This is a genomic window from Geodermatophilus sp. SYSU D00779, from assembly GCF_054050595.1.
In genome coordinates, this window is record NZ_JBJGZQ010000030.1 from 39,023 (window position 1) to 62,576 (window position 23,554).

Sequence of the window (23,554 nt, forward strand, 5' to 3'; positions counted from 1 at the left end):
CCGACCCGGAACGGAAGGGCCATGGAGAAGATCAACGACCGGCTGCTCAACTGGGCGTCGATCCTCGAGCCGACCACGCGCACGCAGGCCGAGCGCACCGCCTCGATGCCGTTCATCCACCCGCACGTGGCGCTGATGCCCGACGCGCACCTCGGGCTCGGGGCGACCGTCGGCTCGGTCATCCCCACCGACGGGGCGATCATCCCGGCGGCCGTGGGCGTGGACATCGGCTGCGGGATGATGGCCGTGCGCACCCAGTTCACCGGGGACGACGTCCGCGGCCGCAACCTGGCGACGCTGCACGAGCAGATCTCGCGGGCCATCCCCCTGTCGGCCGGGCGCTACAACAAGAAGCTGCGCGGGACGGCGGCGGCGCGGGTCGAGGAGCTGCGCGACCTCCCGGGCGCGGCGCAGGCCGACGGCGTCGCGCACAACTGGCCGCTGCAGCTGGGCTCCCTCGGCTCGGGCAACCACTTCATCGAGGTCTGCCTCGACGAGGACGACCGGGTGTGGCTGTTCCTGCACTCCGGCTCGCGCGGCGTGGGCAACCGGCTGGCGTCCAAGCACATCCGGGTGGCGCAGGACCGCTGTGCCGGCATGGACCTGCCCGACCGCGACCTCGCCTACCTCGAGGAGGGGACGGCGGAGTTCGACGCCTACGTCGAGGCGCTGCACTGGGCGCAGCGGTTCGCCGCACTCAACCGCGAGGAGATGATGGACCGCCTGGCCGAGCAGGTCTCCCGGTTCCTCACCGAGGAGGTGCACCGGGCGCAGGTCGTGCAGTGCCACCACAACTACACCGAGCGGGAGACCCACTACGGCACCGAGGTGTGGCTCTCGCGCAAGGGCGCGATCTCCGCGCGGGCCGGCCAGTGGGGGCTGATCCCCGGCTCCATGGGCGCGGCGTCCTACGTCGTCGTCGGCAAGGGCGACGTCGAGTCGCTGACCTCGGCGCCGCACGGTGCCGGGCGCAACCACTCGCGGGGTGCCGCGCGGCGGATGTTCACCCGCGCCGACCTCGACCGGCGGATGAAGGGCATCGCCTGGGGCCGCTCGGACGCGTTCCTCGACGAGCACCCCGATGCCTACAAGCCGATCGACGTCGTCATGGCCGACGCCGCCGACCTGGTGGAGGTCCGGCACACCCTGCGCCAGGTGGTCAACGTCAAGGGCGACTGAGGGGGCCCCGCTGCCGGGCACGGAGCTGCTCAGGCGGGCGGGGCGTCCCGGCCGGCCTGGTCCGCGGGCGGGGAGGTCGCCTCCACCGCGGTGAACTCCTCGAGGATCTCGTAGGTGTGGCTCACGCTGGCCGGCACCACCCAGGAGTCACCCGGCCCGAGGTCCAGCGTCTGGTCCCCCGCGCGCAGCCGGGCCCGCCCGGTGACGACGTACCCCACCGTCTCGTACTCCCGGGCCGCCTCGGGTTTGCCCTCGGTCGGCTCTTCTGCCGCCCACAACCGCATCGCGACCCGGGAGCCCGCGGCCAGGTACCGCTGCCCCATCCGTCCGGCGGCCACGTCCGCCGCCGCGACCTTGCTGACGCGGCCGCTCGTCGTCTCGCTCACGGGGAACGGACTACCCCGACCCGTGCCGCGCACGCGTCGCTCGTCTGCGCGGACGGCATCAGCCGGGGTCCTCAAAGTCGCGGAGCGGGGTGCGTGATCGGAGTCGCGGAACGGGGCCCCCGGCGTGCACGTTCCCCCTGGTGCCGGCGTCCGCACGCGCCGGTGACCGCGCCCCGCGACGACGCCGGGCGCAGCTGACCCGCGACCGCGCCGCCTCACGTGCGCACCGGCGCGCCGCCGCCCACTGCCGGGCCGGCCGGTCAGCCATCCCGCAGACCGCCGCCTCCGGACGACGCACGTCCGGAGGACGACAGGAGGACACCCATGCCATCCCGCAGCACCACGCGGACCGCTCGCACGATCAGGTCCTGGATCCGCCGGTTCGACCAGTACACCCTCGTGGTCTTCAACCCGGGCGCGCCCTACCTGCCCCGCAACGACCGCGCCTGACCCGCACCACACCGGCCGGTGTCCGCACCCGCGGACACCGGCCGGTCCACGTCCGGGGGGACCGGTCGTCCTCGTGGATGCTCTCCCCCTGCCCCGCATGGTGGGCAGGGGCAGAGCTCCCGCGCCTGAGGGAGGGCCCGGCAGCACCGCCCGGCGTGTCGGCACCGACCGGTGGTGGGCCACTTCATCGTGCACCAGACAAGACGGGTCGGCCCTGTTAACGTCGGGAACCGGGTCGAAGAGCTGGCCCGGACGCCCACGTCCGTGGGGACGCCGTCCGGTGCTCGGCTGCCGACCGGTGCCCCCAGGGGGGAGCCCCATGCGCGCACGTGCCATCCCGCAGCGCTCGTTCGAGCGTCCGCTGCTGCTGTCCATCGACCTGCAGACCGGCCGCGTGACCGCCGCCGGCGAGCTCGACCGACTCGTCGCCCACCGGCTCGGCGACGCGCTGCACGCGCTCAGCGTGACCGGCCACCGCACCTGGACCGTCGACGCCGCCGGCATCACGTTCTGCGACGCCGCGGGCCTGCGGGCGCTCGCCGCGGGCGCCGCCCTGGCCGAGGACCGCGGCTGCACCCTGCGGCTGGTCGACCCGTCGCCGTTCACCGTCCGGCTGCTGCGCCTGACCGGCATGGCCGGGCTCCTGGACCCCCGGGCCGACCGCTCACCGCTCGACGCCGCCTGAGCGGCACCGGCCGACGCCGCATGCGGGGGGACGTCGGCCCGGCCCCGTCCCGAGGCTCGCCGCGAGCCCTGAGGCCCTCGTGCAGGGTCCCGCCGCGAGCTTGCGAGTGGCGGGGGCAAGGGGGTCCTTCACGAGGAGGACGGGGTCCTCCCTCAGGACGACGGGGTCAGCGCGCGCACCCGCTCGACGAGCTCGCGCTCGCAGACCTCCAGGAAGCCGTCGGGATCCGGACCGGTGTTCTGCAGCACCACGTGGTCGAAACCCGCGTCGACGTAGGGCTGCGCCTGCTGGACGTGCGCGTCGAGGTCGGGGCCGACCGAGAACTGCTGCCGGATGTCCTCGGGCTTCACCGTGGCGCTGGCCGCGTCGAAGTTGACCGGGTTGGGCAGCTCGCTCATCACCTTCCAGCCGGTGAGCGCCCAGCGGCTGGTCTCCAGGGCGGCCTGGACGGCGGAGTCCTCGTCGGCCGCCCACGCCATCGGCACCTCGGCGTACCGCGGCCCCTTCCCCCCGGCGCCGGTGTAGGCCTCGACCAGGTCGCTGCGCGGCTCGGTGGCGAACAGCCCGTCGCCGAGCTCGGCGGCGATGGCCGAGGCGTTGTGCCCACCGGAGGCCACCGCGATCACCGGCAGCTGGTCGGGCAGGTCGAAGAGGCGGGCGTCCTCCAGCTGCAGGTACCTGCCGTCGTAGGACCGGTAGCCGCCCTGCCACAGCAGCCGGATGATCTCCAGCGCCTCGCGGAGCATCTCGTGCCGCTTCCGCACCGCCGGCCAGCCGGCGCCCACGACGTGCTCGTTGAGCCGCTCGCCGGAGCCGATGCCCAGCGTGAAGCGGTTGCCGGAGAGGATCTGCACCGTCGCCGCGGCCTGCGCGATCACGGCCGGGTGGTACCGGATCATCGGGCACGTCACGCCGGTGGCCAGGCCGATCCGCTCGGTCCTGGCCGCCATCGCCCCCAGCACCGACCACGTGAACGAGCTGTGCCCCTGGACGTCGAGCCACGGGTGGAAGTGGTCGCTCATCTCGACGAAGTCGAAGCCCGCCTGTTCGGCGCGGACCGTCTGGCGGACGAGGTCCTCCGGCCCGAAGGCCTCGGTCGCGAGCTTGTAGCCGACCTGCATGGTCGTCGTCCTCACTGTCGGGTGCGGGTCCGCGGGGCCTGCCCCGCCGGTCGGCTGCGGAAACGGCGCGCCGGACCGCCCGGTCCGGTCCGGCGCGCGACGGCCGCCGGCACCCGGGCGGCCGCCGTCCCGACCATGCCGTCGGTGCGTGACCGGCGCCACCTGCTGTCCGGGTCATGGCGGAGCAGCAGCTCAGGACGGTCCTGGAGGGTGGCGGGTTCTTCGAGGGCCCGCGCTGGCACGAGGGCACCTGGTGGGTGCCGGACTTCTACCGGCGCACGGTCAGCCGGGTGACGCCGGACGGCGCGGAGACCGTCGTCGTCGAGGTGGAGGGCCAGCCATCGGGGCTGGGCTGGCTGCCCGGCGGGTCGCTGGTGGTCGTGGCGATGAAGGACCACCGCGTGCTGCGGTACGCCGACGGGACCCTGTCGACCCACGCCGACCTGACCGAGCACTGCGGCGGGCACCTCGACGACCTGGTGGTCCCCGACGCAGGGCAGGTGTTCGTCGGCGACTTCGGCTTCGACCTGATGGGCGGCGGCGACGCGCGGACCGCGTCACTGAAGCGCATCGACCCCGACGGCACGGTGTCGGTCGCCGCGGAGGGGTTGCAGTTCCCCAACGGCATGGTGGTCCCCCCGGACGGCGGCACGCTCGTCGTCGGGGAGACCCTCGGCAACCGGTACACCGCCTTCGACCTCGGTGCCGACGGCGCGCTGACCAACCGGCGCGTGTGGGCGTCGCTCGGGCCGGAGGTGACCGGCCGGACCACCGAGGAGGTGCTGGGCCAGCTCACGGTGGCGCCGGACGGCTGCGCGCTGGACGCCGAGGGACACGTGCGGGCGGCGGACGCGGTCGGCGGACGGGTGGTGCGGGTCGAACAGGGCGGCGCGATCGTCGACGAGGTCGCCGCGCCGGAGGGACTCGGCGTCTTCGCCTGCATGCTCGGCGGGGAGGACGGCCGCACGCTGCTGATGTGCTGCGCGCCGGACTTCTACGAGCACAACCGCGCGCCGGTGCGCGAGGCGGTGCTGGTGGCGACCGAGGTCGCCGTCCCCCACGCCGGGCGGCCGTAGCCCGCGCCGGGTCAGTTGCCGCCCTGCCGGCCCCCGAGCGGGTGGTCGGTGTCCGGGACGCCGCTGCCGGTCTCACCCGGGTTGGTCGACATCTCGCCGTCCCGCGCCGCCCGCGGCTCCTCCTGCTGGGACGGCGGCCCGACCAGGTCCTGCTCCGGCCGCTCGCCGGGGAGGACGTCGTCGTCGGGTCGCTCGTTGGCGCCGCCGTAGGGACGGCCGGTCATGTTGCCCTCGGTCATCGCAGGCCTCCTCGTGCCGGGCCCGGTGGGTACCCGGGCCCGGCACGGGTCACGCGGGCGTGAGGACGCGGACCGGTTCCCCGCGGAGGAAGGCGGCGACGTCCTCGACGGCGTCGCCGTAGAAGACCCGGTAGGTGTCGCGGGTGACGTAGCCCAGGTGCGGGGTGAGCACGGTGCGCGGCGCGGTGCGCAGGGCGGCGTCGGCGGGCAGCGGCTCGCGGTCGTAGACGTCGAGGCCGGCCCCCGCGAGGCGCCCCTCGGACAGCGCCTCGAGCAGCGCGGCCTCGTCGACGATCGGGCCGCGGGAGGTGTTGACCAGGATCGCGCTGCGCTTCATCCGGGCGAGCTCGCGGCGGCCGACCAGACCGCGGGTGCGCTCGGAGAGCACCAGGTGCACGGTGACGACGTCGGCGGTGGCGAACAGCTCGTCGCGGTCGACGCGGCGCGCGCCGGCCTCGGCGGCGCGCTCGTCGGTCAGGTTCTGGCTCCAGGCGACGACGTCCATGCCGAACGCCTGGCCGATGCGGGCGACGCGGGTGCCGAGCCGGCCGAGGCCGACGACGCCGAGCCGGGCGCCGGCGAGGTCGGTCCCGACGGTGCGCTGCCAGCCGCCGGCCCGGACCCCGGCGTCCTCCTCGGGGACGTGCCGGGCCACCGCCAGGACCAGCGCCCAGGTCAGCTCGACCGGACCGGTGGGGTGGGCACCGGTGCCGCAGACGGTCACGCCGCGCTCGGCGGCCGCGGCCACGTCGATGGCGGCGTTGCGGGCGCCGGTGGTCACCAGCAGCCGCAGCCGCGGCAGCCGCTCGAGGAGGCTGCGCGGGAACGGGGTGCGCTCGCGCATGGCGACGACGACGTCGAACCCGGCGAGCCGGTCGACGACGGCGTCCTCGTCGTCGAGGTGGTCGGCGAAGGCGACGACTTCGGCCTCCTCGGGCAGACGTGACCAGTCGGCGAACTCACCGGACACGGACTGGAAGTCGTCGAGGACGGCGATCCGCAGCACGGTCCCCGAGCATGACGGCGACCCCCGCCCGGTGCGAGCGGGGGTCGCCGTGCGCTCAGCGTCCGGTGCTCAGCGCACCGGACCGCGGCCGTAGCCCCGGCCGCCGCCCTGCTTCTTGTTCTGCTCGCCCATCTTGGCGATGAACTCCTTGATCTTGGCCTGGTTCTGCGGCTTGCGGGCCTCCTGGATGACCTTCGCCGCGATCCCCGAGGCCAGGACCTTCCTCAACATGCCGGCCATGGTGCTCCTCCTTGGGTCTGTCACCTCTGGTCGTGCCCGGGGAACCCCCGGACCAACCACGACACCGCCGGAGCTCTCGGCACCTGATCAGACACGGTGTGCATCGGCTCTCCGCCATCGAAGCAACTTTTTCATAACGCCCCGACCAGGGCTTTTCCCACGCGTACCCGCGGTTCGCCGACGGCGATCGTCGTGGTCGGCTCGGCGTGTCGCGGTCCGCGTCAACCGCTGTACGGGACCGCGGCGCTCGCTTTGAACAGGGCCGAAGGGCCCACCTAGCCTCGGTCGCCGTCCGGAGGGCCCGCGTCGCTGACCTTGCGACACCCGACGGACGCCGCCGAACCGCGCACCGGTCGATGACCGCTGCGCAGGCCGGGGACCCACCGCAGCACTGGGGTGAAGCGCGACCTCGTCGCGCCGGGCGACTCCCCCGTCCGAACCCGTCAGCTAACCCGGTAGGCGGTCGTGGAGAACAGGAGAACCGTCGTCGATGACGACTGCCCGCACGTCCTTCGCTCGCCGCTCGTTCCGGGGTGTCGCCGTCGCCGCCATCGCCGGCGCCGGGATCGCCCTCGCCCCCGCCCCGGCCTCGGCCGCTGTGGGTGGCCCGACCGGTACGGCCCTCGCCGCCGCCCCGACCGTCGCCGCAGCCCCGGCCGCCGCGGCCAGCGGCGCCGCGCAGACCGCCGTCAACACCGCGCTCGCCCAGGTGGGTGACCGGTACGTGTACGGCGCCACCGGCCCCAACTCCTTCGACTGCTCGGGGCTGACCAGCTTCTCCTACAAGGCGGCCGGCATCTCCCTCCCGCGCACGTCCAAGGCGCAGTCGACGTTCGGCACCCCGGTGTCGAAGGCCAACCTGCAGCCGGGTGACCTGGTGTTCTTCTACAGCCCGGTCTCGCACGTGGCGATGTACATCGGCAACGGCCAGATCGTGCACGCGCTGAACTCCAGCAAGCCGGTCCAGGTCATGAAGCTCGACTCGATGCCGAGCTACTCGGGCGCCCGCCGGGTCGCCTGACCCGGTCGCACGGGATGCCCCGGTCGGCGACGCTGCCGGCCGGGGCACCCCCGCGTCCGGGCCCCCGTCGCTCCCCGCCCCGGCGAGATCGCCGATCCCGCCGCGGAGGTCAGCGGCAGGGGTGCGGCGGCTGGTCGGCCGGCTGCAACGAGAACACCGAGGCGGCGTCCTGCGGCCAGGTCCGCAGGAAGAGCAGGCCGTACCGCTCGTTGAGGAGGGCGTCGGGGCCGGTGGTGTCGGCCAGGTCCAGCAGCCGGCCGGCCTCGTGGTTGCGGTAGCGCCGGAGCTCCGCGCCGCAGGCCACGGTGAGCACGTCGCCGACGGCGCCCATGACGACGACCGGTGTCCACGCGTCGTCCGGACTGTTGTCGCAGAGCAGCACGCGGGTGGGGTGGACGCCGTGACCGGCGGCATGGCTGCTGCAGCGGGCCGTGCGGCTGCTCCTCGCGGTGGTCGGCCCGAGCTCCCGATCGGTCACGACGTGCTCCTGTCCTGCGGTGCCTCCGCCGGCGCTGCGCCGGCCGGGGACAGTGCAGCACCGGGAGGTCGCCGTGCGCGCGCCGCAGACGCAGTCGTCCCCCGGTCGCCTGGGTGACGGCGGAATCTGGTGACGCAGGGTCGCGAACGGCGAGCGTGCGCCGTCCCCGGCGGGTAGTCCGGCGACGTGGACGGGCGCACGCTGCTGCTGGGTGACTGGAATCCGTGGATCAGGGACGGCATCGACGTCCTCAGGCTGATCATCTTCGCCGGGGCCGCGGTCTACGCGGTCGACGGGCAGTGGGGGTCGGCGGCCCTGCTGGTCGCGCTGGGGAGCATCACGCTCGTCGCGCGACTGGTGAACCTGCCCCGGCTCTACGACCTGTCGCTGACCCTCGGCATGGCGCTGCAGGGGTTCGGCGAGACGCTCGGCCTCTACGACGAGTTCGTCCGCTTCGACGACCTGGTGCACTTCACGCTCCCGATGCTCACGGCCCCGGTCGTCTACATCGGCCTCGCCCGGCTGGACGTCGTCCCGGACCCCCGCGACGAGACGCACCTGCGGCACTACGTCGGCATCGGCGTGGTGACCGCGGCCCTGGGCATCGCCGTCGGGGCGCTGTGGGAGCTGTTCGAGTGGCGGTCGGACGCGTGGTTCGGGACCCAGCTCTCCGAGGACAACGACGACACCAACGGCGACCTCTTCCGCGACACGCTCGGATCGCTCGTCGGCGCTGCGTTGCTGGTCGTGTGGGCCCGCTTCGGGTGGGGGTCGGTGCGGCGCATCCCCGGCGTGAACACGCACGAGGAGGTCAGCGCCTGACGGCTGAGGCGCGCGGCGTGTGCACGATGCACGCGTGACCCCGCCCCTGCACCGCTCGCACCGCGCCGCCGGCGCGCTGGTCGGCTCGGCCGTCGGCGACGCGCTCGGCGCGCCATTCGAGTTCGGCCCGCCCGGTCGGTTCTCCGCCCGCTTCCCCACCCCCGCCCGCGGCGCGCACACCGAGATGTGCGGCGGCGGGGCGCTCCACCGGGAGCCCGGCGAGTTCACCGACGACACGCAGATGGCGCTGATGATCGCGACGTCCCTGGTCGAGCGCGGTGGGCTGGACGAGGCCGACCTGTTCGACCGGTTCCTTCGCTGGGCGGAGGCGGACCCGCCGGACATCGGCAGCCAGACCCGCGCCGTCCTCCGCTCCGGCCTGCCGTGGGACACCGCCGCGGCCGAGCACGTCCGGCGCACCGGGCGGGCCGCCGGCAACGGGTCGCTGATGCGCACCACGCCCGCCGCCGTCCGGTTCGCCCGCGAGGGCCGCGAGGCCACCACGGACGCCGCGCGGCGCATCTCGGCGCTGACCCACGGCGACCCCGCGGCCGGCGAGGGGTGCGCGGTGCTCCACGAGCTGGTGCGGGTGGCGCTCGACGGCGGCGACCCGCTTGCCGCCGTCCCCTCGGCGCTCGAGGCGGTGGCCGCCGAGCACCGCGAGCGGTACGCGCAGGTGCTCGCACCGGACTGGACACCGGAGCCCGGCATGCCCAACGGCGCGGTGTGGCCGACGCTCGGCCAGGCGGTGTGGGCGCTGCGGCGCGGGACGTCGTTCGCCGACGTGCTGCGGTTGGTGATCGACCTGGGCGGTGACACCGATACCGTCGCCGCGGTCGCCGGCGGGCTGGCCGGGGCGGTGTACGGGATGGGCGGCATCCCGATGCGCTGGGCGTCCGTCGTCCACGGGCGCGTCCCCGGGCACGGCGCGCGGGTGTGGCGGCTGGCCGAGCTGCAGCAGCTGGCGGCCGCGCTCGACGGCGGCGCGCAGCAGAGCTACGACCCCGGGGTGATCCCGCGGATCGGTCCGCAGGAGGTGCTGCCGGGCATCTGGGCGGGCAACCTCGACGGCGCCCGCTACAGCGCGCAGGACTTCGCCGTCATCTCGCTGTGCCGGCTCGGCGAGCCGTTCAGCCACGCGCTGCACCGGATGGCCTACATCGCCGACAGCGACCACAACGCCGACCTCGACGTCATGCTGGCCGATGTCCTCGACGACATGGCCGCGCTGCGCGCCGAGGGCCACCGGCTGCTCGTGCACTGCCACGGCGGCGCCTCGCGGACCGGGCTGGTGCTGCGTGCCTGGCTGGTCCGCGAGGAGGGGATGTCGCCCGAGGCGGCGACGGCGTACGTCGCCGAGCGGTGGCCGCACCTGGGGCTGTGGAACGACAGCTTCACCGCGGCGCTGCGGCGCCTGGAGCAGGGCGGCCGCTGACCACGGGACGCTGTGCATGCCGGTCGTGCCTGTCGTTGGAGGAGGCGAAGCGCAGAGACCTCATGGGGACCACCCACATCATGCCGCCAAGTGACCCGTGTACATCCCCAACACCGGGCCAGCCCTCTGCGATCATCGGCGCTCGTGGAAAGAAGCACCGTCGCGCGGCGACTAGGCCTGGCGATCAGCAATCTCATCGTCGACGAATGGCGTTTGCTCGCGATGAACGCACGAATGAGCGAAAGAGCGGTGGCCTTCGCCCTCGGGTGGCACCTCCGGCAGGTGATGGAGCGCAGTTGGGACATCGATTGCGAGTACAACCGGGTCTTCCATGGTGCTGAGGCCATCGTGAAACGGCCTCATCTCCCGGCTGCGGATGACCCGAACTGGCAGACGGTCACTCCCGACCTCATCGTCCATCGACGCGGCGAGAGGAAGCAGGGCAACAACCTGCTCGTCCTCGAATTGAAGACCAATCACCAGCGTCAAGGAGCCCGTGGCGGGTCGCTCGAATCGGTTCAGCAGGTTGTCACCGTCCATGGCTACAAGCACGGGGTGCTCCTGGACCTGCGAATGACCTCGCAGGACTTGTCGCCCGTGTGGACCTGGGTCGACCATGAGGGGCAGCCACTCGAGCCAGAGAGCGTCTTCCAGAGCGACGTGGCTCGCCGGGCGTTGATGGATCGCGGCCGCGAGGAAGAGCGGCGACGGTACGGCGTCGCCTGACCGCGACCGGCTGCTCGAATGAGCACCCTCATGACGTGGACATCCCGCAGCTCGTGACCATGTCGACGAGTCGGCACGATGCGTCAACCCTGCTCAGCTGCTGCGGCGCCCGCATCGCAGTGTCCAGCAGCGGATTCAGTGGCCTGATCCTATTGACGTACCCGACGGCCAGAGTTCCTTTCCGCGTGCCGGGCATCCTGACCTCATGCCGCAGGATGACGCTCCCGAGTGGCCGCGCCCCGCAGGCGCTGGCCCGGTGGTCGCGCTGGGCAAGCTGGTGGCCGACCAGCTCCTGCAGCTGTCCGCGCCCCTGGTGGTCGGTGGCCAGCAGCGGGTGGTCCGGACGACGACGGCGGGTGGCGCTCCGGCCAATGTGACGGCCGGCGTGACCCGCCTCGGGGCGCCGGCCCGGCTCGCGGGCTGGGCCGGTGCCGATCCGCTCGCCGACGGGCTGCTGGCCGGTCTCGCCGAGCGCGGCGTCGAGGTCGCGGTGGTGCGTCGCGGGCGGGCGCCGCTGTCGACGGTGCTGGTGCACCCGGACGGCGAGCGCACGCTGCTCACCGACGGCGGGGAGGGCGGGCTGGAGCCGGCCGACGTCCGCCCGGAGTGGTTCGCGGACGCCGCCGTCCTCCACCTCGACGGCTACGACCTGCTGCGCTTCCCCGAGGCCGTGCTCGCCGCGGCGTCCCTCGCACACGACGCCGGGGTTCCGGTCAGCGCGGACGTCGCCGCCGCACCCCGGATCGAGCGCCACGGGGCCGGCGCGTACGTCGACCTGTTGGCCGGGCTGCGGGCGGACCTGCTGTCGTGCAACGCCGCCGAGGCCGCAGTGCTCGGTCTGGACGGCGACCTGCCGGCGTGGGCGCCGGGGCTGGTGCTCGTGCACGCCGGCGCGCGGCCGACGCGGGTGAGGACGCGGGCCGGCACGGAGGAGGTGCCGGTCGAGCCGCTGCCGGAGGGACGGCTGCGTGACACGACCGGCTGCGGGGACGCCTTCGTGGCCGGGGTGCTGTCCGGCTGGCGCGCCGGGGCCCTCGTGCCGGACGCCGTCCGGACCGGGCACGCAGCGGCTGCCGTGGTCGCCGGTGTCATCGGCGGCCAGCCGCCGCTCTGACCGTTGCGGCGTGGTACCGAACGGCGATCGAGCCCCCACCGCTGACGCCACGCGTTCGATGGACCCGTGCCGGACGTCCCCGGCGGCGAGGGCCCCGGAGACGCTGATCTCCAGTGGCACCGGTGGGCGCCCGGAGGCCAGGGAGCTCGCGACGGCCTGGTGGACTGCTCGTCGGCCGGCGCGGGCTCTTCCAGCGTGGCGACCGCTTCGTCAGCCGAGCTCAGGCAGCAGACGCGGTGGTCGCGCTCGTACCGGCCGCGCAGGCGTCACCGACACGGGCCCAAGCCAGGAAGCCGCCACCTCCGTCACCGGACTCGGAGGTCCCTGCGCCGATCCCGGACGGCGCGCGACCGCCGCCGTCCTCCCCGGAGGACGCGCGGTCAGTTGTAACGCGCCTCGGCAGCGGCGGCGGCCACCACGTCGACCACCGGCCGGACCGTGAAGCAGACGGGCTCGTACGCCCTGGCGAGGTACTGCAGGTCGGCCGGCTCGTCCGTCTCGACGACGGCGTACCCGCCGAGCCCGACACGGGCGTCGAAGTGGTGGATGGTGAGGCTCTCGGGCTTCTCCGACGTCGAGAAGGCTTCGACGACCCGCTTCCGTGCCGCTTCGAACTCTGCGGCGGAGGCGGTCGGCCGCTCGCGCCAGCTGACGACGTACTTCATGTCGATCTCCCCCTTCGGACCCCTGGAGGCTCCCGGGCAGCGGAGCGGCGCGATGAGGACGACGACGCTCGACACCCGGCAGCTGACACCCAGACGACCCGACACGGGGCTCTGATACGGCGGAGGGGCTCGGGCGTCAGGATGGGGCATGGGCTCGACCAGCGACGTCCCCATCCTGCTGCTGGACGTCGACGGCGTGCTCAACGCCGCGCGCGTGGACCAGCCCGAGGGCTGGCGGCGGGGCACGTTCAACGGCTACGTGCTGACCTGGGACCCGACGATCACGGCACGGCTGCGGGAGCTGCACGAGTCCGGCCGGGTGGAGATCCAGTGGCTGACCACGTGGACGACGGACGCCGACCGGCTGCTGGCCGAGCCGATGGGACTCCCCCGCGGCCTGGTGACCCACGCCCGCGCCGACTCGGCCCCGACCGGGTTCGCCGGCGTGTTCGGCGGCCGGTCGGGCTGGTGGAAGCTGACCGCCGCCCGGGCCGTCGCCGAGGCGGAGCCGGACCGGCGGATCATCTGGGTCGACGACGACCTGGCGATGCAGGCCGCCGACACCGGTGACTGGCTGGCGGCGAACCCGCACGTGCTGGTCGTGGCGCCGGACCTGTTCGTCGGGCTCACGCACGAGCAGCTGGACGCGATCGAGGCGTGGCTGTGACGGGTGCGGGGACCCCGCACCGGGGTGGCCTCACATGTGGCAGACGGACTCGGCAACCATGGCCACGAACTCGTGCGCCTGCTCATCGGGGACCGAGGGGAACAACCTCTCGACGCCCTCGGACATCCTGAACTGGTCGTACTGGGGTTGCCCCAGCCGGACGCAGATCCCCTGGGCGACGACCCAGCCGGTGTGGGGGTCCAGCGGGATGCCGATCTGGCGCATCGCGTCGGCGAACTCGACGGGCACATCCGACGTGGGGGTCGTCTGCTCGGTCGTCGGGGCCGGTGTCGCGGCGGGCGGGCTGGTGGGGGGTGGGGACGTGCTCGCGGCGGCGGGGGCGGGCGCGACGGCCTGATCGGCGGCCGCGTCGTCGGACCGGTCCCCGGTGGAGAGGACGAGCACCGCGGCCAGTGCGGCGACGACGAGGACGCCGACTGCGATCAGGAGCAGGCGCCTGCGGCGATCCCTCGGCGCTGGGCGGCGGGCGTGCCGGTGTCGGTCAGAGGGGGAAGAGCTCTTGTCGGCCATGTGGGTGGACTCCCGGACGACTCGGCAGTGACCACGGGCGCCCCCGCTGAGGACCGGGGCCGCCCCTGTGAGGCGGGGAGCCTAGCGTCGATCGACCCGTGGATCCCCGGTCGCCGCGCCCTCCACCGCCCACGCCCGGAGGTCTCGGCGTGGTCGGCGGCCGCTCCGGCCGGTGGGTGCTCACCGCCGCGGACGCCGTCTCCTCGCCCAGGGAGCAGCACCACCCGCGGCGACTCGGACGATGACGAGCGGGGAGCCCCGGCCGCCTGACGACCCCTCCGCTGACCTCTGCCGCTGCTTCCATCCAGAAGCTGCGGCAGAGGTCCACGGGGAAGGTGTTCTCCCCGCAGCCTCGTCCCCTGCCCCGCACTGTGGGCAGCGGGTGAGCATGCCTCAGCCCCTGCCCCGCACTGTGGGCAGCGGGTGAGCGTGCCTCAGCCCCTGCCCCGCACTGTGGGCAGGGGCCGAGCGTCGACACCGTGGGTCCGGCTGCGCGACGGCGCGGCGAGACGCCGTCACTCCTTCCGCAGCGAGTCCCGGTAGTCGATCCCGCGCGTCTCGGCAGCGACGGCGTCCATCACGTCCATCACCGGCTCGACGGTGAAGGAGAAGCCCGCGTAGACGGTGGTGAGGTACTGCAGGTCGGCGGGCGCGTCGGTCTCGACGACGGCGTACCCGCCGAACTCGCCGAGGCGGACGAGGAACTGGTGGAAGGTCAGGCTCTCCGGCATCTCCCACCGGGAGAAGATCTCGAGGACCCGCTGCTGCGCGGCCTCGTACTCCGCGACCGAGCCGGTCGGCCGCTCGCGCCACGTGACGACGTACTTCATCCCGCGCTCCCCTCGGACCTCGTGTGGGAGGACGAGGCTCCCCAGGCACGGAGTGGCACCGCAAGGAGGACGACGACACCGAGCAGACGACGGCCGCCGTCTCGACGCGTCGCCACTGCCCGTTCACCGCCGTCGACCTCCTCGACCCCTGGCGGCCCTGGAGCCCGGACAGCGCATCCACCTGCTCAGCGGACGATCGTGGCCATCTCGACCAGCCGGCACAGCGCGTTGACCTGGCGCAGCTGCTCCGGCGTCCGGACGGCGGCGTCCAGCAGCTCCTCGCTCATCACCACGACGGCCAGCGCCTTGGCGCGCGAGACCGCCACGTTGAGCCGGTGCAGGTCGTAGAGGAAGGAGACGCCGCGGGGTGCGTCCTCGGCCGAGGTCGACGTCATCGAGTAGACGACGACCGGCGCCTCCTGGCCCTGGAACTTGTCCACCGTGCCGACCCGCGCCCCGTGCGGGAGCGCCCGCCGGATGAGCGCGACCTGGTTGTTGTACGGGGCGACCACCAGCACGTCGTCCGGCCCGATCAGCCGCTCCGCACCCTCGGCGTCGGTCCAGGCCGCCCCCTGCAGCGAGTGCCACAGCTCGGCCACCGCCGTCGCCTCGTCCTGCGACGCCGCCATCGACGGCTGCGCGTGCTCGACGAACCGGACGGCGAGCCCGCTGGTCCAGCCGTCCACCGCGATCCGGTCGCGGCCGGCCGCCGACTCCAGCCGGCCCTCGTAGGCCAGGTCGGAGACGAACGCGGTCAGCGCCGGGTGCATCCGGTAGGTGCGGTCGAGGAAGACGCCGCGGTCCTCGGGCACGGTCAGGTGCCCGTCGAGCAGGTGCTCCAGCGCCGAGAGCCCCGACTCCCCCGGGTGCACCGCCTGCGTCGGCTGCGCGAGCTGCTGCGGGTCGCCCAGCAGCACCAGCGAGCGGGCCGACCGCGCGACGGCGACCGCGTTGGCCAGGGAGAACTGCCCCGCCTCGTCGACCACCAGGACGTCCACCGCCTCGGCCAGGTCCTCGCGGCACCAGAACCACGACGTCCCGCCGACCAGGGACGCGGAACCGTCCAGCAGCCGGGAGGCCACGTCGGACGAGTCCTTGGACCACTCCACCCCCGGCGCGCCGCAGGCCTGGTGCTCCTCGCACTTCTGCAGCGCCGGCCGACCGACGGCGCTCAGCACGTTGCCGATCACCGCGTGGGACGTCGCCGTGACGCCGACCTTCTTGCCGGCGTCGAGCAGCGCGCGGATCAGCCGCGACGCCGCCCGCGTCTTGCCGCTGCCGGGCGGCCCCTGCACGGCGAGCACCTCGCCGTGCAGCGCCAGGCCGAGCCGCACGACGGCGTCGCCGGCCTCCTCCCCCGGCAGCCGGCGGGTGTCCGCGGGGACGACGCGGTCGAGCAGCCGCTGCCCGAGGCAGGACCGGCCGGCCAGGACGGCGTCCGCGGTCGCGGCGATCGACTCGCGCATGGCCTTGTCGTCCAGCGGACCCTCGGGACCCAGCCCCCGGGCCGACGCCGGCGGCTTGGTGCTCTTGACCACGACCCGGCCGGCGACGGCGTCGATCTCGCGGACCTCACCCATGCGCACGCGGGTGTCGACGTCGACGACCCGGGCGCCGACCGACAGCTTGGTGTCCTGCGGCGGGAAGTAGAACTCGTAGAGCTTGCTGCGCTTCTCGGCGCCGATCTCGAACCCGCCGGAGATGCCGCCGAGGGCGGTGCGGTCCTCGACCAGCTGCTCGTCCTCCAGCTCGCTGCGGGAGAAGAACTCCCACCAGCCGGGCCGGGCCTCGCGGCGGTGCCACTGCACCAGGTCGCCGAGGAGAGGGTGGCCGGTGTCCCGGAGCCGCTCCACCAGCGCGAACTCCGCGGCCTCGGCGTCCGACCGCGGGGCGGGGGCGGCGACCTCGGCCGCCGACGGCCGGGGCAGCACGCCGTACCGCGCCGCCAGCTCGGTCCGCTGGGACTCCAGCCAGTCGTGCAGCTCGCGGGTGGAGTCGACGTCGTCGCGGTTGTAGTCCTCGATGGCCTGCAGGCGGGCCGGGTCGCGGTCGATCAGCCACTTCTCGTACTCGACGACGCTGCTCATCGCGTCGGCGACGTCGCCGGTGTGCTCGCGCCCGTAGAACGCCTCGACCTTCTTGATCGAGTAGGACTCCTTGCTGATCCGCATCGACTGGCGGACGACGGGCAGCAGGTCGACGAACCGCCCGGCGCGGAGCAGCTGGTCGAGCTCGGCCTCGCGGACGCCGTACCGCCCGGTGAGCCGCTTGAGCGCGCTGACCTCGTAGGCGGCGTAGTGGTAGACGTGCATGCCGGGGTCGGTGCGCCAGGCCTCGACGACGCGGTCCACCAGGTCCTCGACCATGCGGCGTTCGCCGGCGGCGTCGTGCGCCCAGAGGGCGGTGAAGCGCCCGGCGCGGTCGCCGAGGCCGGCCAGGTACTCCAGCCCCTGGCCGTCGCCGGACAGCGGGTCGCCCTCGAAGTCGAGGTAGAGGTCGCCGGGGCTGGGCTCGGGGAGCCGCAGCAGCCCCTGGGCCATCAGCGGCGGGAGCAGCGTGCGCGTGGGCCGGTCGGCCTGGCGTCCGCGCAGCTGCTCGCGGGCCTGGTCGCGCAGCCGGGTCCGCGCCGATCGGCCGAGACCGGCGGCCTTGAGCGTGTGGTCCGGGGCATCGGCGAGCTGCGCGAGCGTGGCGATGCCGGCGGCCAGCAGGGCGGCGCGCTGGTCGCGGCGCATGCCGGCGACCAGGCTGAGGTCGTCGTTGGCCCGGAGCTCGGCGGTGCAGCGCGGCTGCCAGGTGCACTGGTCGCAGTACGCGGTGGGCACGGGTCCGGTGACCGGGACGTCGGCGACGAAGCCCTGCAGCCGGGCACGCGCGCGGCGGGCGTAGGCGGCGACGTCGACCAGCCGCCACGGACGCTGGGCCCCGTCGCCGGTGACGACGTGGATCCGCTCGGGCGCGCGGCCCTGCAGGACGGCGACCCGGTCGGCGTAGGTGGCCATCTGCAGCAGCGCCGGCACCTTGACCCGGCGGGCCAGCTTGGCGTCGGCGACCTCGTAGGACCAGGCGCCCAGGTCGGACGGCACCGCCGTCCTCAGGAGGAAGTCGGCCTGGCCGCCCCACGTGCCGTCGAACAGCGTCGCCTGGTGGACGACGTCGACGCCGGCGCGCATCGCCTCGACCGTGGCGGCCTCGTCCCTGTCGCCCTGGAGCCGGGCCACCTCCAGCCCCAGCTGCTCCAGGTACTCCAGGTAGCTCAGCTCGTGCGCGATGCCGAGGTCGGCGACGAGCACCGTCTGGTCGCTCACCCCCTCGGGCGGGGGCTGCAGCCGGCCGTCGGCCACCTGCAGGTTCAGCGCGGTGAGGTGGGAGCACTCCTGGTGCCGGGTCAGGTCACTGGGGCTGAGGACCAGCCGCCCGTCGACGCGGTACACGGCGTCAGCCCTCGGTTGGGTGGACTGCGAGCAGAGAAAGGTGGAGCAACATTCCCCCGTGGTGCTGGGTGTAGAGCGGGGTCAACCTTGCCACCTGCAGCGGTACCCGCGAAGCTCCCGCGCCGAGAGCCCGCCACTGGGCCTCGTTCGCTTGGCGGAGCAATGCCACCCAACTGCACACAGCCATGCTGTCGGCGTCCGTGGAGCAGTTCCCTGATGCGGATACCGCCGCCTTCCACGGCGGTATCCGCGATGCGCAGCTATGAGCTGAGCGGCCGTAGCTCCAGCCACTTCTCGCGGAACTTGGCGTGCATCTCGTAGACGTAGGCACCAGGATCCTCCCCGGCGCTAATCTCACCGCGGCGCCAGCCGATGGGCCAGCGGTGTCCGGTGAACTCGCGTCGGATAAGCTCGGTCATCTTGCCGTTGCGGCTCCGAAGTTGTGAAGGCGTGCAACGGACAAGGCGGGCCAACTCGACGTGAGCCAGCGGGCCGCGCTTGGCGAGAATATCTAGCATGGCCAGGCAGGTCTGCGCGGAATCGGTAGGCTTACCCTCCAGCAAATTGAGCAGCTGCTCGAGCCGGTCCCCCTCCAGCCAGCTCAGGCCGATGCCGCGCGCGTGGACGTCACCTTCGGCGCCGAGGTAGTTGTCGACGTTCTCGTCACCGCAGCCAGACACAGCGCTCCTCGCATTCGGGGAAACCCGACTATGAGGGAACGGGGCGGCGGCTCGGCGCACGCTCGCACCACACACGCCGAGGCCGCCTCGGGCGCCTCACTGGTCCCATCAACGTCTGCCCGTGGCCCGTAGGCGCCCGGTCGGATCACTGGCCCGGGCACGGGCGGAGGCCGAGGGTCGACCGACCAGCCACCACGGGGGTGATCAGCTCCTGGAGGCGTGCGCTCTCGTCGGCCGGGAAACCGTCGGCCTGCCAGGCCGGGAGCTGGTCGACGATCTGCCGCGCGTACCCCTGCACCACCGGGGGTGGCGTCCCCTGCCGGACCTCGAGGCACGACGGGGTCCCGGCCGGCGCTGAGGGCGCCGGCGCCTGCCCGGTCATCGTGCGGAAGAGGGCCAGCCGGCTCGCGGTGGCGTAGCGGGGGTCGAGCGCCTCACCGCTGACCACGACGGACAGCACCTGCAGGGCCGACCGCTGGCGCACGCCCTCGTCCTCCGACGCGAGACCCTGCAGCCCGTCCCGCAGCAGCGGGCCGGCCGGCCCGGCAGCGTCCGGTCGTGCGGTGAGGTCCGCGACGAGGCCGTCGACCGTCTGCGGTGGGGCCGGCGCCGACTCCTCGGCGGGGGCTGGAACCGACGGCGACGTCTGCGTCGAGGCCGCACTGCTGCTCGTGGCCACGCTCGGAGGGCGGCCGTCGTCCGCTGTCGCCAGGGCCACCAGGCTGCTCACGCCCAGGGCCGCGGCGGCGGTGGCTATGGCCACCTCCCACCGGCGTCGCCGGCGCGGGAGGGCAGGAACTGCGCGATCGAGCTGCCGCACCCACCCGAGGGTAAGGGGACAGGACGGGCATCCAGGCGTCCTCAGCGACGGTCGTCGTGCGGAGCCCCGAGTGGTCGTGTCGCCGCCGTGATCAGCAGGTCCGCGGCTCGGTCCGTGCGGGCGTCGTCCCCGGTGACGAACCGGTCCAGCGCCAGCCCGCGCAGCCCGCTGACGAGCAGGGTGGCGCGGGCCTCGGCCGATGGGGGGGCCTCGCCCAGGTCCCGGACCAGTGCCTCGGCGATCGGAGCGACCCAGTCGTGCACCGCGGCCACCGCGTACTGCCGGTAGCTGCCGGGCCGCGTGAGCGCCAGGGCCATGACCTCGAGCAGGACCCGCACCCGCGGTCGCTGCGGCCCCCCGCCGGTCAGGTCGGCCCACAGCCGGCCAGCCAACGAGGCCACGTCCCCCTCCTCTCGCGTCAACGCCGCGACGTCCGGGCGCGACCACTCCAGCAGGCGCCCCACCAGGGACTCCTTGTCGCCGAAGTGGTGCAGCAGCATCCGGTCACTGGTCCCGAGGGCGGCGGCGAGCGGGCGCAGCGAGAGGCCGGCCAGGCCGTGCTCGGCGAGGTAGGGCAGGGCGCGGGCGAGCAGTTCCTCGCGGCGCCGCACATCGAGGGGGCGGGGCACACCTTGAGTGTAGCGGTCGCTACATCTATGGTCCCGCCATGACCGACTCCGGGCTGCACCACCTGGCCTTCGTCCACCTCACCGCCCTGCCGGCCTGGCTGTCCAAGTCCCGCGAGGAACGGGACGAACTCGTCGAGCGCGAGGTCGCACCGGTGCTCGCGGCACACCCGGCGGTCCGCGTCCGGTGGGTCGACGTCGAGGCGTTCAGCGCGGACTCCTCCGACGTCCTGGTCGCCGAGACCGACGACCTCCGGGAGTGGAACCGGCTGATCGAGGCGCTGAGGGACACGTCCCTGTTCGCCACTCCCCTGTTCCGGCTCGACCGGGTGCTCGTCGGGATCGAGGAGGGCTTCCGCGACCACGCCCGCCGCGACGACTGAGCCGGCCCGTCCGTGGGGAGGGGAACCGGTCTCCGTCCTCCGCGACCGAGAGCCGCATGCGAATCGCATGTACGTTGTGTGGGTGGGCAAGATGCTGCAGGTCCGCAACGTGCCGGATGAGGTGCACGCGGCACTGCGCCGACGCGCTCAGGCCGCGGGCGTGTCGCTGTCCGAGTACGTGCTGCGCGAGCTCGAACGGGTCGCCTCCCGGCCACCGATCGAGGAGGTCCTGGCGAGGTCGGCGTCGCGGCGGTTGGACATCTCGATGGCCGACGTCGTGGAGACCGTCCGGGCCGAGCGCCCCGAGCGTTGATCGTCGTCGACGCCTCGGTCGTGGTGAGCGCCCTCCTGGTCGACAGGCCTGAGGGTGACGCCGCCCGGGAGGCACTGCGATCGGACGCGGCCCATGCCCCCCACCTGCTCGACGTGGAGGTGACCTCCGTCGTCCGTCGCTGGGTGCTGGCCGGCCGGTTGACGGTCGAGGAGGCACGGTCCTCGATCCGCGACCTCGGTGACCTGGCGGTCACCCGGCACGGGCACGAACCGGTGCTCGACCGGGTCCTCGAGCTCCGCGACGCGGTCAGCGCCTACGACGGCACGTACCTCGCACTCGCCGAGATCCTGGGCGTGACCGTGGTCACCGGTGACCGCCGGCTGTCCCGCGCACCGGGTGTGCGGTGCCCGGTCTCGGTGATCGGCTGACCGTGCCGCCGTCCCCGGTGTGAGGGCGGCCCGGCAAGAGCCACCCGGCGGTCTCGGACCCCCACGGAGGCTCAGCCGGATCCGACAACGCGTACGTCCGGGGTTCATCCGGAACTGCCGCAACGGACCACCGCCGTGGGTGATACCTGCTGGTCCACATCCCCACACCAGCCACTTCTGACGCACTGCCACCACCACGTGTGTCGGCCCCTCGGTCGGGTTGCACGTCGGAGCAGCATCCGTGCCCCCATCCTCCCGGCGTCTCCGGGAGGTCGACGGCAGGACGGAGCAGCATGCGGAAGAGACGAACAGCCGCGGTCATCCTCGGAGCCATGGCCCTGGTGGCCATCCCGGTGTCGGCCACGGCGCAGGTCTCGGCGACCACCTCGGCGACGTTCTCCGGCGCCCAGCCGGAGCGGGACGGCGCCGGGGAGGTGTACTGCGGCGGCACTGGCTGGAACCCGTGCGCCAGCGGTGCCCCTGTCCAGGTCAGCTGGGGGATCGGTGGCAGCAATGAGCGCAGCAGCCTGGCCTTCTACCCCAAGGACGAGGCCCGCTTCGGGCAGGACTTCTCCCTCGGGACCCTGAGGCACACCAACACCGTCGTCGGGGAGTACAACGGCATCACCGCGGTCCACTTCCAGGTGGACACGAGGGTCCGGGACGGTGACCGGTCGGTCGAGTTCTCCGCCCCACTCCCCATGTGGCTCGGCGTCCACGAGGTGATCGACGCCGTGCGCCCCTGCCCGTACGGCAGCGTCGACGGGAAGTGCGCCGACGCGGTCAGCCTGCCGCGGCCCAATGCGTCGTTCCCGTTCGAGGCGGGCAATGTGAGCTACCTCCTGGAGATCGTCGGGTTCCGCGGATCGGACGGCGTCCCCAAGAACAACACCGTCAGCCCGGAGAACCGATCGACCGACGTGGAGCTGGTGGCCCGAATCACCAAGACGCCGCGGCTCGCCGCCGACGCGGGTCCCGACCGGACCGTCGACGAGGGGAGCTCGTCGGTCGCCCTCGACGGCTCGGGTAGCCGGTACAGCGACCTCAGCTACGAGTGGCGGCAGGTGTCCGGGCCCGCCGTGACCCTCGACGACCCGACGGCGGTCCGCCCGACCTTCCCCGTGGGCCTCTTCACCGAGGACCAGGTGCTCGAGTTCGAGCTCACGGTTCGTGACCGGCTCGAACCGGCCTACGTGGCCTCGGACCGGGTGCAGGTGCTGGTGCGCGACCTCAACGACCCGCCGGTCGCCGACGCGGACACCGGCGGGGACGGGTACGAGGTGCCCGAGGGCGGCGAGGTCACGCTGGCCGGGCGCGCCACGGACCCCGACGACAACGTCGCCACGGTGACCTGGGACCTTGACGCGGACGGGTCCTTCGACGACGGCACGGGCAGCACGCCCGTCTTCTCCGCGGTCGGTCTGGACGGCCCGTCCGTGGTGACCGTCTCGATGCGCGTGTGCGACGAGTTCGAAGCCTGCGCCGAGGACTCGGCGGAGGTCCGTGTCGTCAACGTGGCCCCCACGGTCGACCTCGGGAACGACCTCGAGGTCTACCGCAACGACGTCGTCCCCCTCAGCGGCGTCTTCGAGGACCCCGCCGGGTCACTGGACGATCCCTACATCGCCGGCTGGAGCGGCGAGGAGCCCCTGACGCCGACGACGGCCGAGGCCGCGTACGGCCACCCGGTGGAGCGCGAGACGTCCTACCCACTGGAGGGCACGTACGCGGTGGACCTCGAGGTGACCGACGAGGACGGCGGATCCGGCAGCGACAGCCTGACGGTGACCGTGCTGAACCGGGCTCCGGACTGCACGGCCGGCGCTCCCACGGTCCCCAGCCTGTGGGCTCCCAACCACAAGCCGGTCCCCGTGGGTGTCACCGGACTCACCGACCCGGAGGGCGACGATCTGAGCGTGACCGTGACCGGGATCCGGCAGGACGAGCCGGTCCGCGAGACCGGGTCGGGCCGCACGGGACCGGACGCGTCCGGGGTGGGGACGGCCACGGCGCTGCTGATGGCCGAGCGCTCCGGCCGCGGTGACGGCCGCGTCTACCACGTGGCCTACACCGTGGACGACGGCCACGGTGGCCAGTGCAGCGGCACCGTGACCGTGGGCGTCCCGCACGACCAGCGCGGCGCGGCACCGGTGGACCAAGGGGCCCTGCACGACTCGACCGTCAGCTGATCCGCCCCGCGGTGGTGCCCGGGTACCGACGGGCACCCGGGCACCACCG

General features: G+C 73.6%; 27 protein-coding genes and 1 riboswitch. Of the genes, 14 read left to right on the plus strand and 13 right to left on the minus strand.

Annotated features, from left to right (window positions below; translation table 11 throughout):
• Positions 1-21: 21 nt before the first annotated feature.
• A complete protein-coding gene (locus ACI79G_RS20880) occupies positions 22-1,179 on the plus strand; it encodes an RtcB family protein (RefSeq protein ID WP_456882978.1) in 1,158 nt (385 codons plus the stop codon).
• Positions 1,180-1,208: 29 nt separating this feature from the next.
• Here ACI79G_RS20880 and ACI79G_RS20885 read toward each other — a convergent pair whose 3' ends face one another.
• Positions 1,209-1,565 carry a cupin domain-containing protein gene (locus tag ACI79G_RS20885; protein ID WP_456882979.1) on the minus strand — a complete coding sequence of 119 codons (357 nt, stop codon included), beginning with the start codon at positions 1,563-1,565 and terminating at the stop codon, positions 1,209-1,211.
• A 324-nt stretch (positions 1,566-1,889) separates the two neighbouring features.
• Here ACI79G_RS20885 and ACI79G_RS20890 point away from each other — a divergent pair, with 324 nt between their 5' ends.
• The gene (locus ACI79G_RS20890; protein WP_456882980.1) at positions 1,890-2,015 is read left to right on the plus strand and encodes a hypothetical protein; all 126 of its coding nucleotides are present in this window, start codon (positions 1,890-1,892) and stop codon (positions 2,013-2,015) included.
• Between the two features lie 319 nt (positions 2,016-2,334).
• Complete coding sequence (locus ACI79G_RS20895) at positions 2,335-2,700, plus strand: STAS domain-containing protein (RefSeq protein ID WP_456882981.1); 366 nt, start codon at positions 2,335-2,337, stop codon at positions 2,698-2,700.
• Positions 2,701-2,852: 152 nt separating this feature from the next.
• On the opposite strand, the gene ACI79G_RS20900 is transcribed toward ACI79G_RS20895, so the two are convergent.
• Positions 2,853-3,821, minus strand: coding sequence for a TIGR03557 family F420-dependent LLM class oxidoreductase (locus ACI79G_RS20900; protein ID WP_456882982.1), 969 nt, complete (start codon positions 3,819-3,821; stop codon positions 2,853-2,855).
• A gap of 176 nt (positions 3,822-3,997) precedes the next feature.
• Between ACI79G_RS20900 and ACI79G_RS20905 the strand changes: the two genes are divergently transcribed.
• Positions 3,998-4,897, plus strand: a complete 900-nt coding sequence (locus ACI79G_RS20905; RefSeq protein ID WP_456882983.1) for an SMP-30/gluconolactonase/LRE family protein — start codon at positions 3,998-4,000, stop codon at positions 4,895-4,897.
• Positions 4,898-4,908: 11 nt separating this feature from the next.
• On the opposite strand, the gene ACI79G_RS20910 is transcribed toward ACI79G_RS20905, so the two are convergent.
• The 3 genes from ACI79G_RS20910 to ACI79G_RS20920 all read right to left on the minus strand — a co-directional run bounded on the left by ACI79G_RS20910 (position 4,909) and on the right by ACI79G_RS20920 (position 6,382).
• Positions 4,909-5,136 carry a hypothetical protein gene (locus tag ACI79G_RS20910; protein ID WP_456882984.1) on the minus strand — a complete coding sequence of 76 codons (228 nt, stop codon included), beginning with the start codon at positions 5,134-5,136 and terminating at the stop codon, positions 4,909-4,911.
• 49 nt (positions 5,137-5,185) lie between these two features.
• Complete coding sequence (locus tag ACI79G_RS20915; protein ID WP_456882985.1) at positions 5,186-6,142, minus strand: D-2-hydroxyacid dehydrogenase family protein; 957 nt, start codon at positions 6,140-6,142, stop codon at positions 5,186-5,188.
• Positions 6,143-6,211: 69 nt separating this feature from the next.
• Positions 6,212-6,382: a hypothetical protein gene (locus ACI79G_RS20920; RefSeq protein WP_175479507.1), complete on the minus strand. Its 171-nt coding sequence runs from the start codon at positions 6,380-6,382 to the stop codon at positions 6,212-6,214.
• A 351-nt stretch (positions 6,383-6,733) separates the two neighbouring features.
• Positions 6,734-6,860, plus strand: a riboswitch (cyclic di-AMP (ydaO/yuaA leader).
• 12 nt (positions 6,861-6,872) lie between these two features.
• Between ACI79G_RS20920 and ACI79G_RS20925 the strand changes: the two genes are divergently transcribed.
• Entirely contained in the window at positions 6,873-7,403 is a 531-nt protein-coding gene (locus tag ACI79G_RS20925; RefSeq protein WP_091216601.1) for a C40 family peptidase, read from the plus strand.
• Positions 7,404-7,512: 109 nt separating this feature from the next.
• On the opposite strand, the gene ACI79G_RS20930 is transcribed toward ACI79G_RS20925, so the two are convergent.
• Entirely contained in the window at positions 7,513-7,881 is a 369-nt protein-coding gene (locus ACI79G_RS20930) for a hypothetical protein (protein ID WP_456882986.1), read from the minus strand.
• Positions 7,882-8,067: 186 nt separating this feature from the next.
• Between ACI79G_RS20930 and ACI79G_RS20935 the strand changes: the two genes are divergently transcribed.
• The 4 genes from ACI79G_RS20935 to ACI79G_RS20950 all read left to right on the plus strand — a co-directional run bounded on the left by ACI79G_RS20935 (position 8,068) and on the right by ACI79G_RS20950 (position 11,978).
• The gene (locus tag ACI79G_RS20935) at positions 8,068-8,703 is read left to right on the plus strand and encodes a hypothetical protein (protein ID WP_456882987.1); all 636 of its coding nucleotides are present in this window, start codon (positions 8,068-8,070) and stop codon (positions 8,701-8,703) included.
• A 34-nt stretch (positions 8,704-8,737) separates the two neighbouring features.
• Entirely contained in the window at positions 8,738-10,138 is a 1,401-nt protein-coding gene (locus ACI79G_RS20940; RefSeq protein ID WP_456882988.1) for an ADP-ribosylglycohydrolase family protein, read from the plus strand.
• A 144-nt stretch (positions 10,139-10,282) separates the two neighbouring features.
• Positions 10,283-10,864 (plus strand): hypothetical protein, encoded by a 582-nt coding sequence (locus ACI79G_RS20945; protein WP_456882989.1) that lies wholly within the window; start codon positions 10,283-10,285, stop codon positions 10,862-10,864.
• Positions 10,865-11,069: 205 nt separating this feature from the next.
• Positions 11,070-11,978, plus strand: a complete 909-nt coding sequence (locus tag ACI79G_RS20950; protein WP_456882990.1) for a carbohydrate kinase family protein — start codon at positions 11,070-11,072, stop codon at positions 11,976-11,978.
• A gap of 380 nt (positions 11,979-12,358) precedes the next feature.
• On the opposite strand, the gene ACI79G_RS20955 is transcribed toward ACI79G_RS20950, so the two are convergent.
• On the minus strand, positions 12,359-12,643 hold the full coding sequence (locus tag ACI79G_RS20955) for a DUF3303 domain-containing protein (RefSeq protein ID WP_456882991.1): 285 nt from the start codon (positions 12,641-12,643) through the stop codon (positions 12,359-12,361).
• A 148-nt stretch (positions 12,644-12,791) separates the two neighbouring features.
• Between ACI79G_RS20955 and ACI79G_RS20960 the strand changes: the two genes are divergently transcribed.
• Positions 12,792-13,310, plus strand: coding sequence for an HAD domain-containing protein (locus tag ACI79G_RS20960; RefSeq protein ID WP_456882992.1), 519 nt, complete (start codon positions 12,792-12,794; stop codon positions 13,308-13,310).
• Between the two features lie 30 nt (positions 13,311-13,340).
• Here ACI79G_RS20960 and ACI79G_RS20965 read toward each other — a convergent pair whose 3' ends face one another.
• The 6 genes from ACI79G_RS20965 to ACI79G_RS20990 form a co-directional block, all read right to left on the minus strand.
• On the minus strand, positions 13,341-13,841 hold the full coding sequence (locus ACI79G_RS20965) for a hypothetical protein (protein WP_456882993.1): 501 nt from the start codon (positions 13,839-13,841) through the stop codon (positions 13,341-13,343).
• 515 nt (positions 13,842-14,356) lie between these two features.
• Positions 14,357-14,671, minus strand: coding sequence for a DUF3303 domain-containing protein (locus ACI79G_RS20970; protein ID WP_456882994.1), 315 nt, complete (start codon positions 14,669-14,671; stop codon positions 14,357-14,359).
• A gap of 185 nt (positions 14,672-14,856) precedes the next feature.
• Complete coding sequence (locus ACI79G_RS20975; RefSeq protein WP_456882995.1) at positions 14,857-18,105, minus strand: TM0106 family RecB-like putative nuclease; 3,249 nt, start codon at positions 18,103-18,105, stop codon at positions 14,857-14,859.
• Between the two features lie 260 nt (positions 18,106-18,365).
• Positions 18,366-18,785 carry a hypothetical protein gene (locus ACI79G_RS20980; protein ID WP_456882996.1) on the minus strand — a complete coding sequence of 140 codons (420 nt, stop codon included), beginning with the start codon at positions 18,783-18,785 and terminating at the stop codon, positions 18,366-18,368.
• A gap of 145 nt (positions 18,786-18,930) precedes the next feature.
• Positions 18,931-19,548 carry a hypothetical protein gene (locus ACI79G_RS20985; RefSeq protein ID WP_456882997.1) on the minus strand — a complete coding sequence of 206 codons (618 nt, stop codon included), beginning with the start codon at positions 19,546-19,548 and terminating at the stop codon, positions 18,931-18,933.
• A gap of 98 nt (positions 19,549-19,646) precedes the next feature.
• A complete protein-coding gene (locus ACI79G_RS20990; protein ID WP_456882998.1) occupies positions 19,647-20,234 on the minus strand; it encodes a TetR/AcrR family transcriptional regulator in 588 nt (195 codons plus the stop codon).
• Positions 20,235-20,272: 38 nt separating this feature from the next.
• Between ACI79G_RS20990 and ACI79G_RS20995 the strand changes: the two genes are divergently transcribed.
• The 4 genes from ACI79G_RS20995 to ACI79G_RS21010 all read left to right on the plus strand — a co-directional run bounded on the left by ACI79G_RS20995 (position 20,273) and on the right by ACI79G_RS21010 (position 23,505).
• Positions 20,273-20,614, plus strand: coding sequence for a darcynin family protein (locus ACI79G_RS20995; protein WP_456882999.1), 342 nt, complete (start codon positions 20,273-20,275; stop codon positions 20,612-20,614).
• Between the two features lie 67 nt (positions 20,615-20,681).
• Entirely contained in the window at positions 20,682-20,927 is a 246-nt protein-coding gene (locus ACI79G_RS21000) for a FitA-like ribbon-helix-helix domain-containing protein (RefSeq protein WP_456883000.1), read from the plus strand.
• A complete protein-coding gene (locus ACI79G_RS21005) occupies positions 20,924-21,316 on the plus strand; it encodes a type II toxin-antitoxin system VapC family toxin (RefSeq protein WP_456883001.1) in 393 nt (130 codons plus the stop codon). The genes ACI79G_RS21000 and ACI79G_RS21005 overlap by 4 nt, the downstream gene beginning before the upstream one ends.
• A gap of 332 nt (positions 21,317-21,648) precedes the next feature.
• Positions 21,649-23,505, plus strand: coding sequence for a PKD domain-containing protein (locus ACI79G_RS21010; protein ID WP_456883002.1), 1,857 nt, complete (start codon positions 21,649-21,651; stop codon positions 23,503-23,505).
• Positions 23,506-23,554 lie beyond the last annotated feature (49 nt).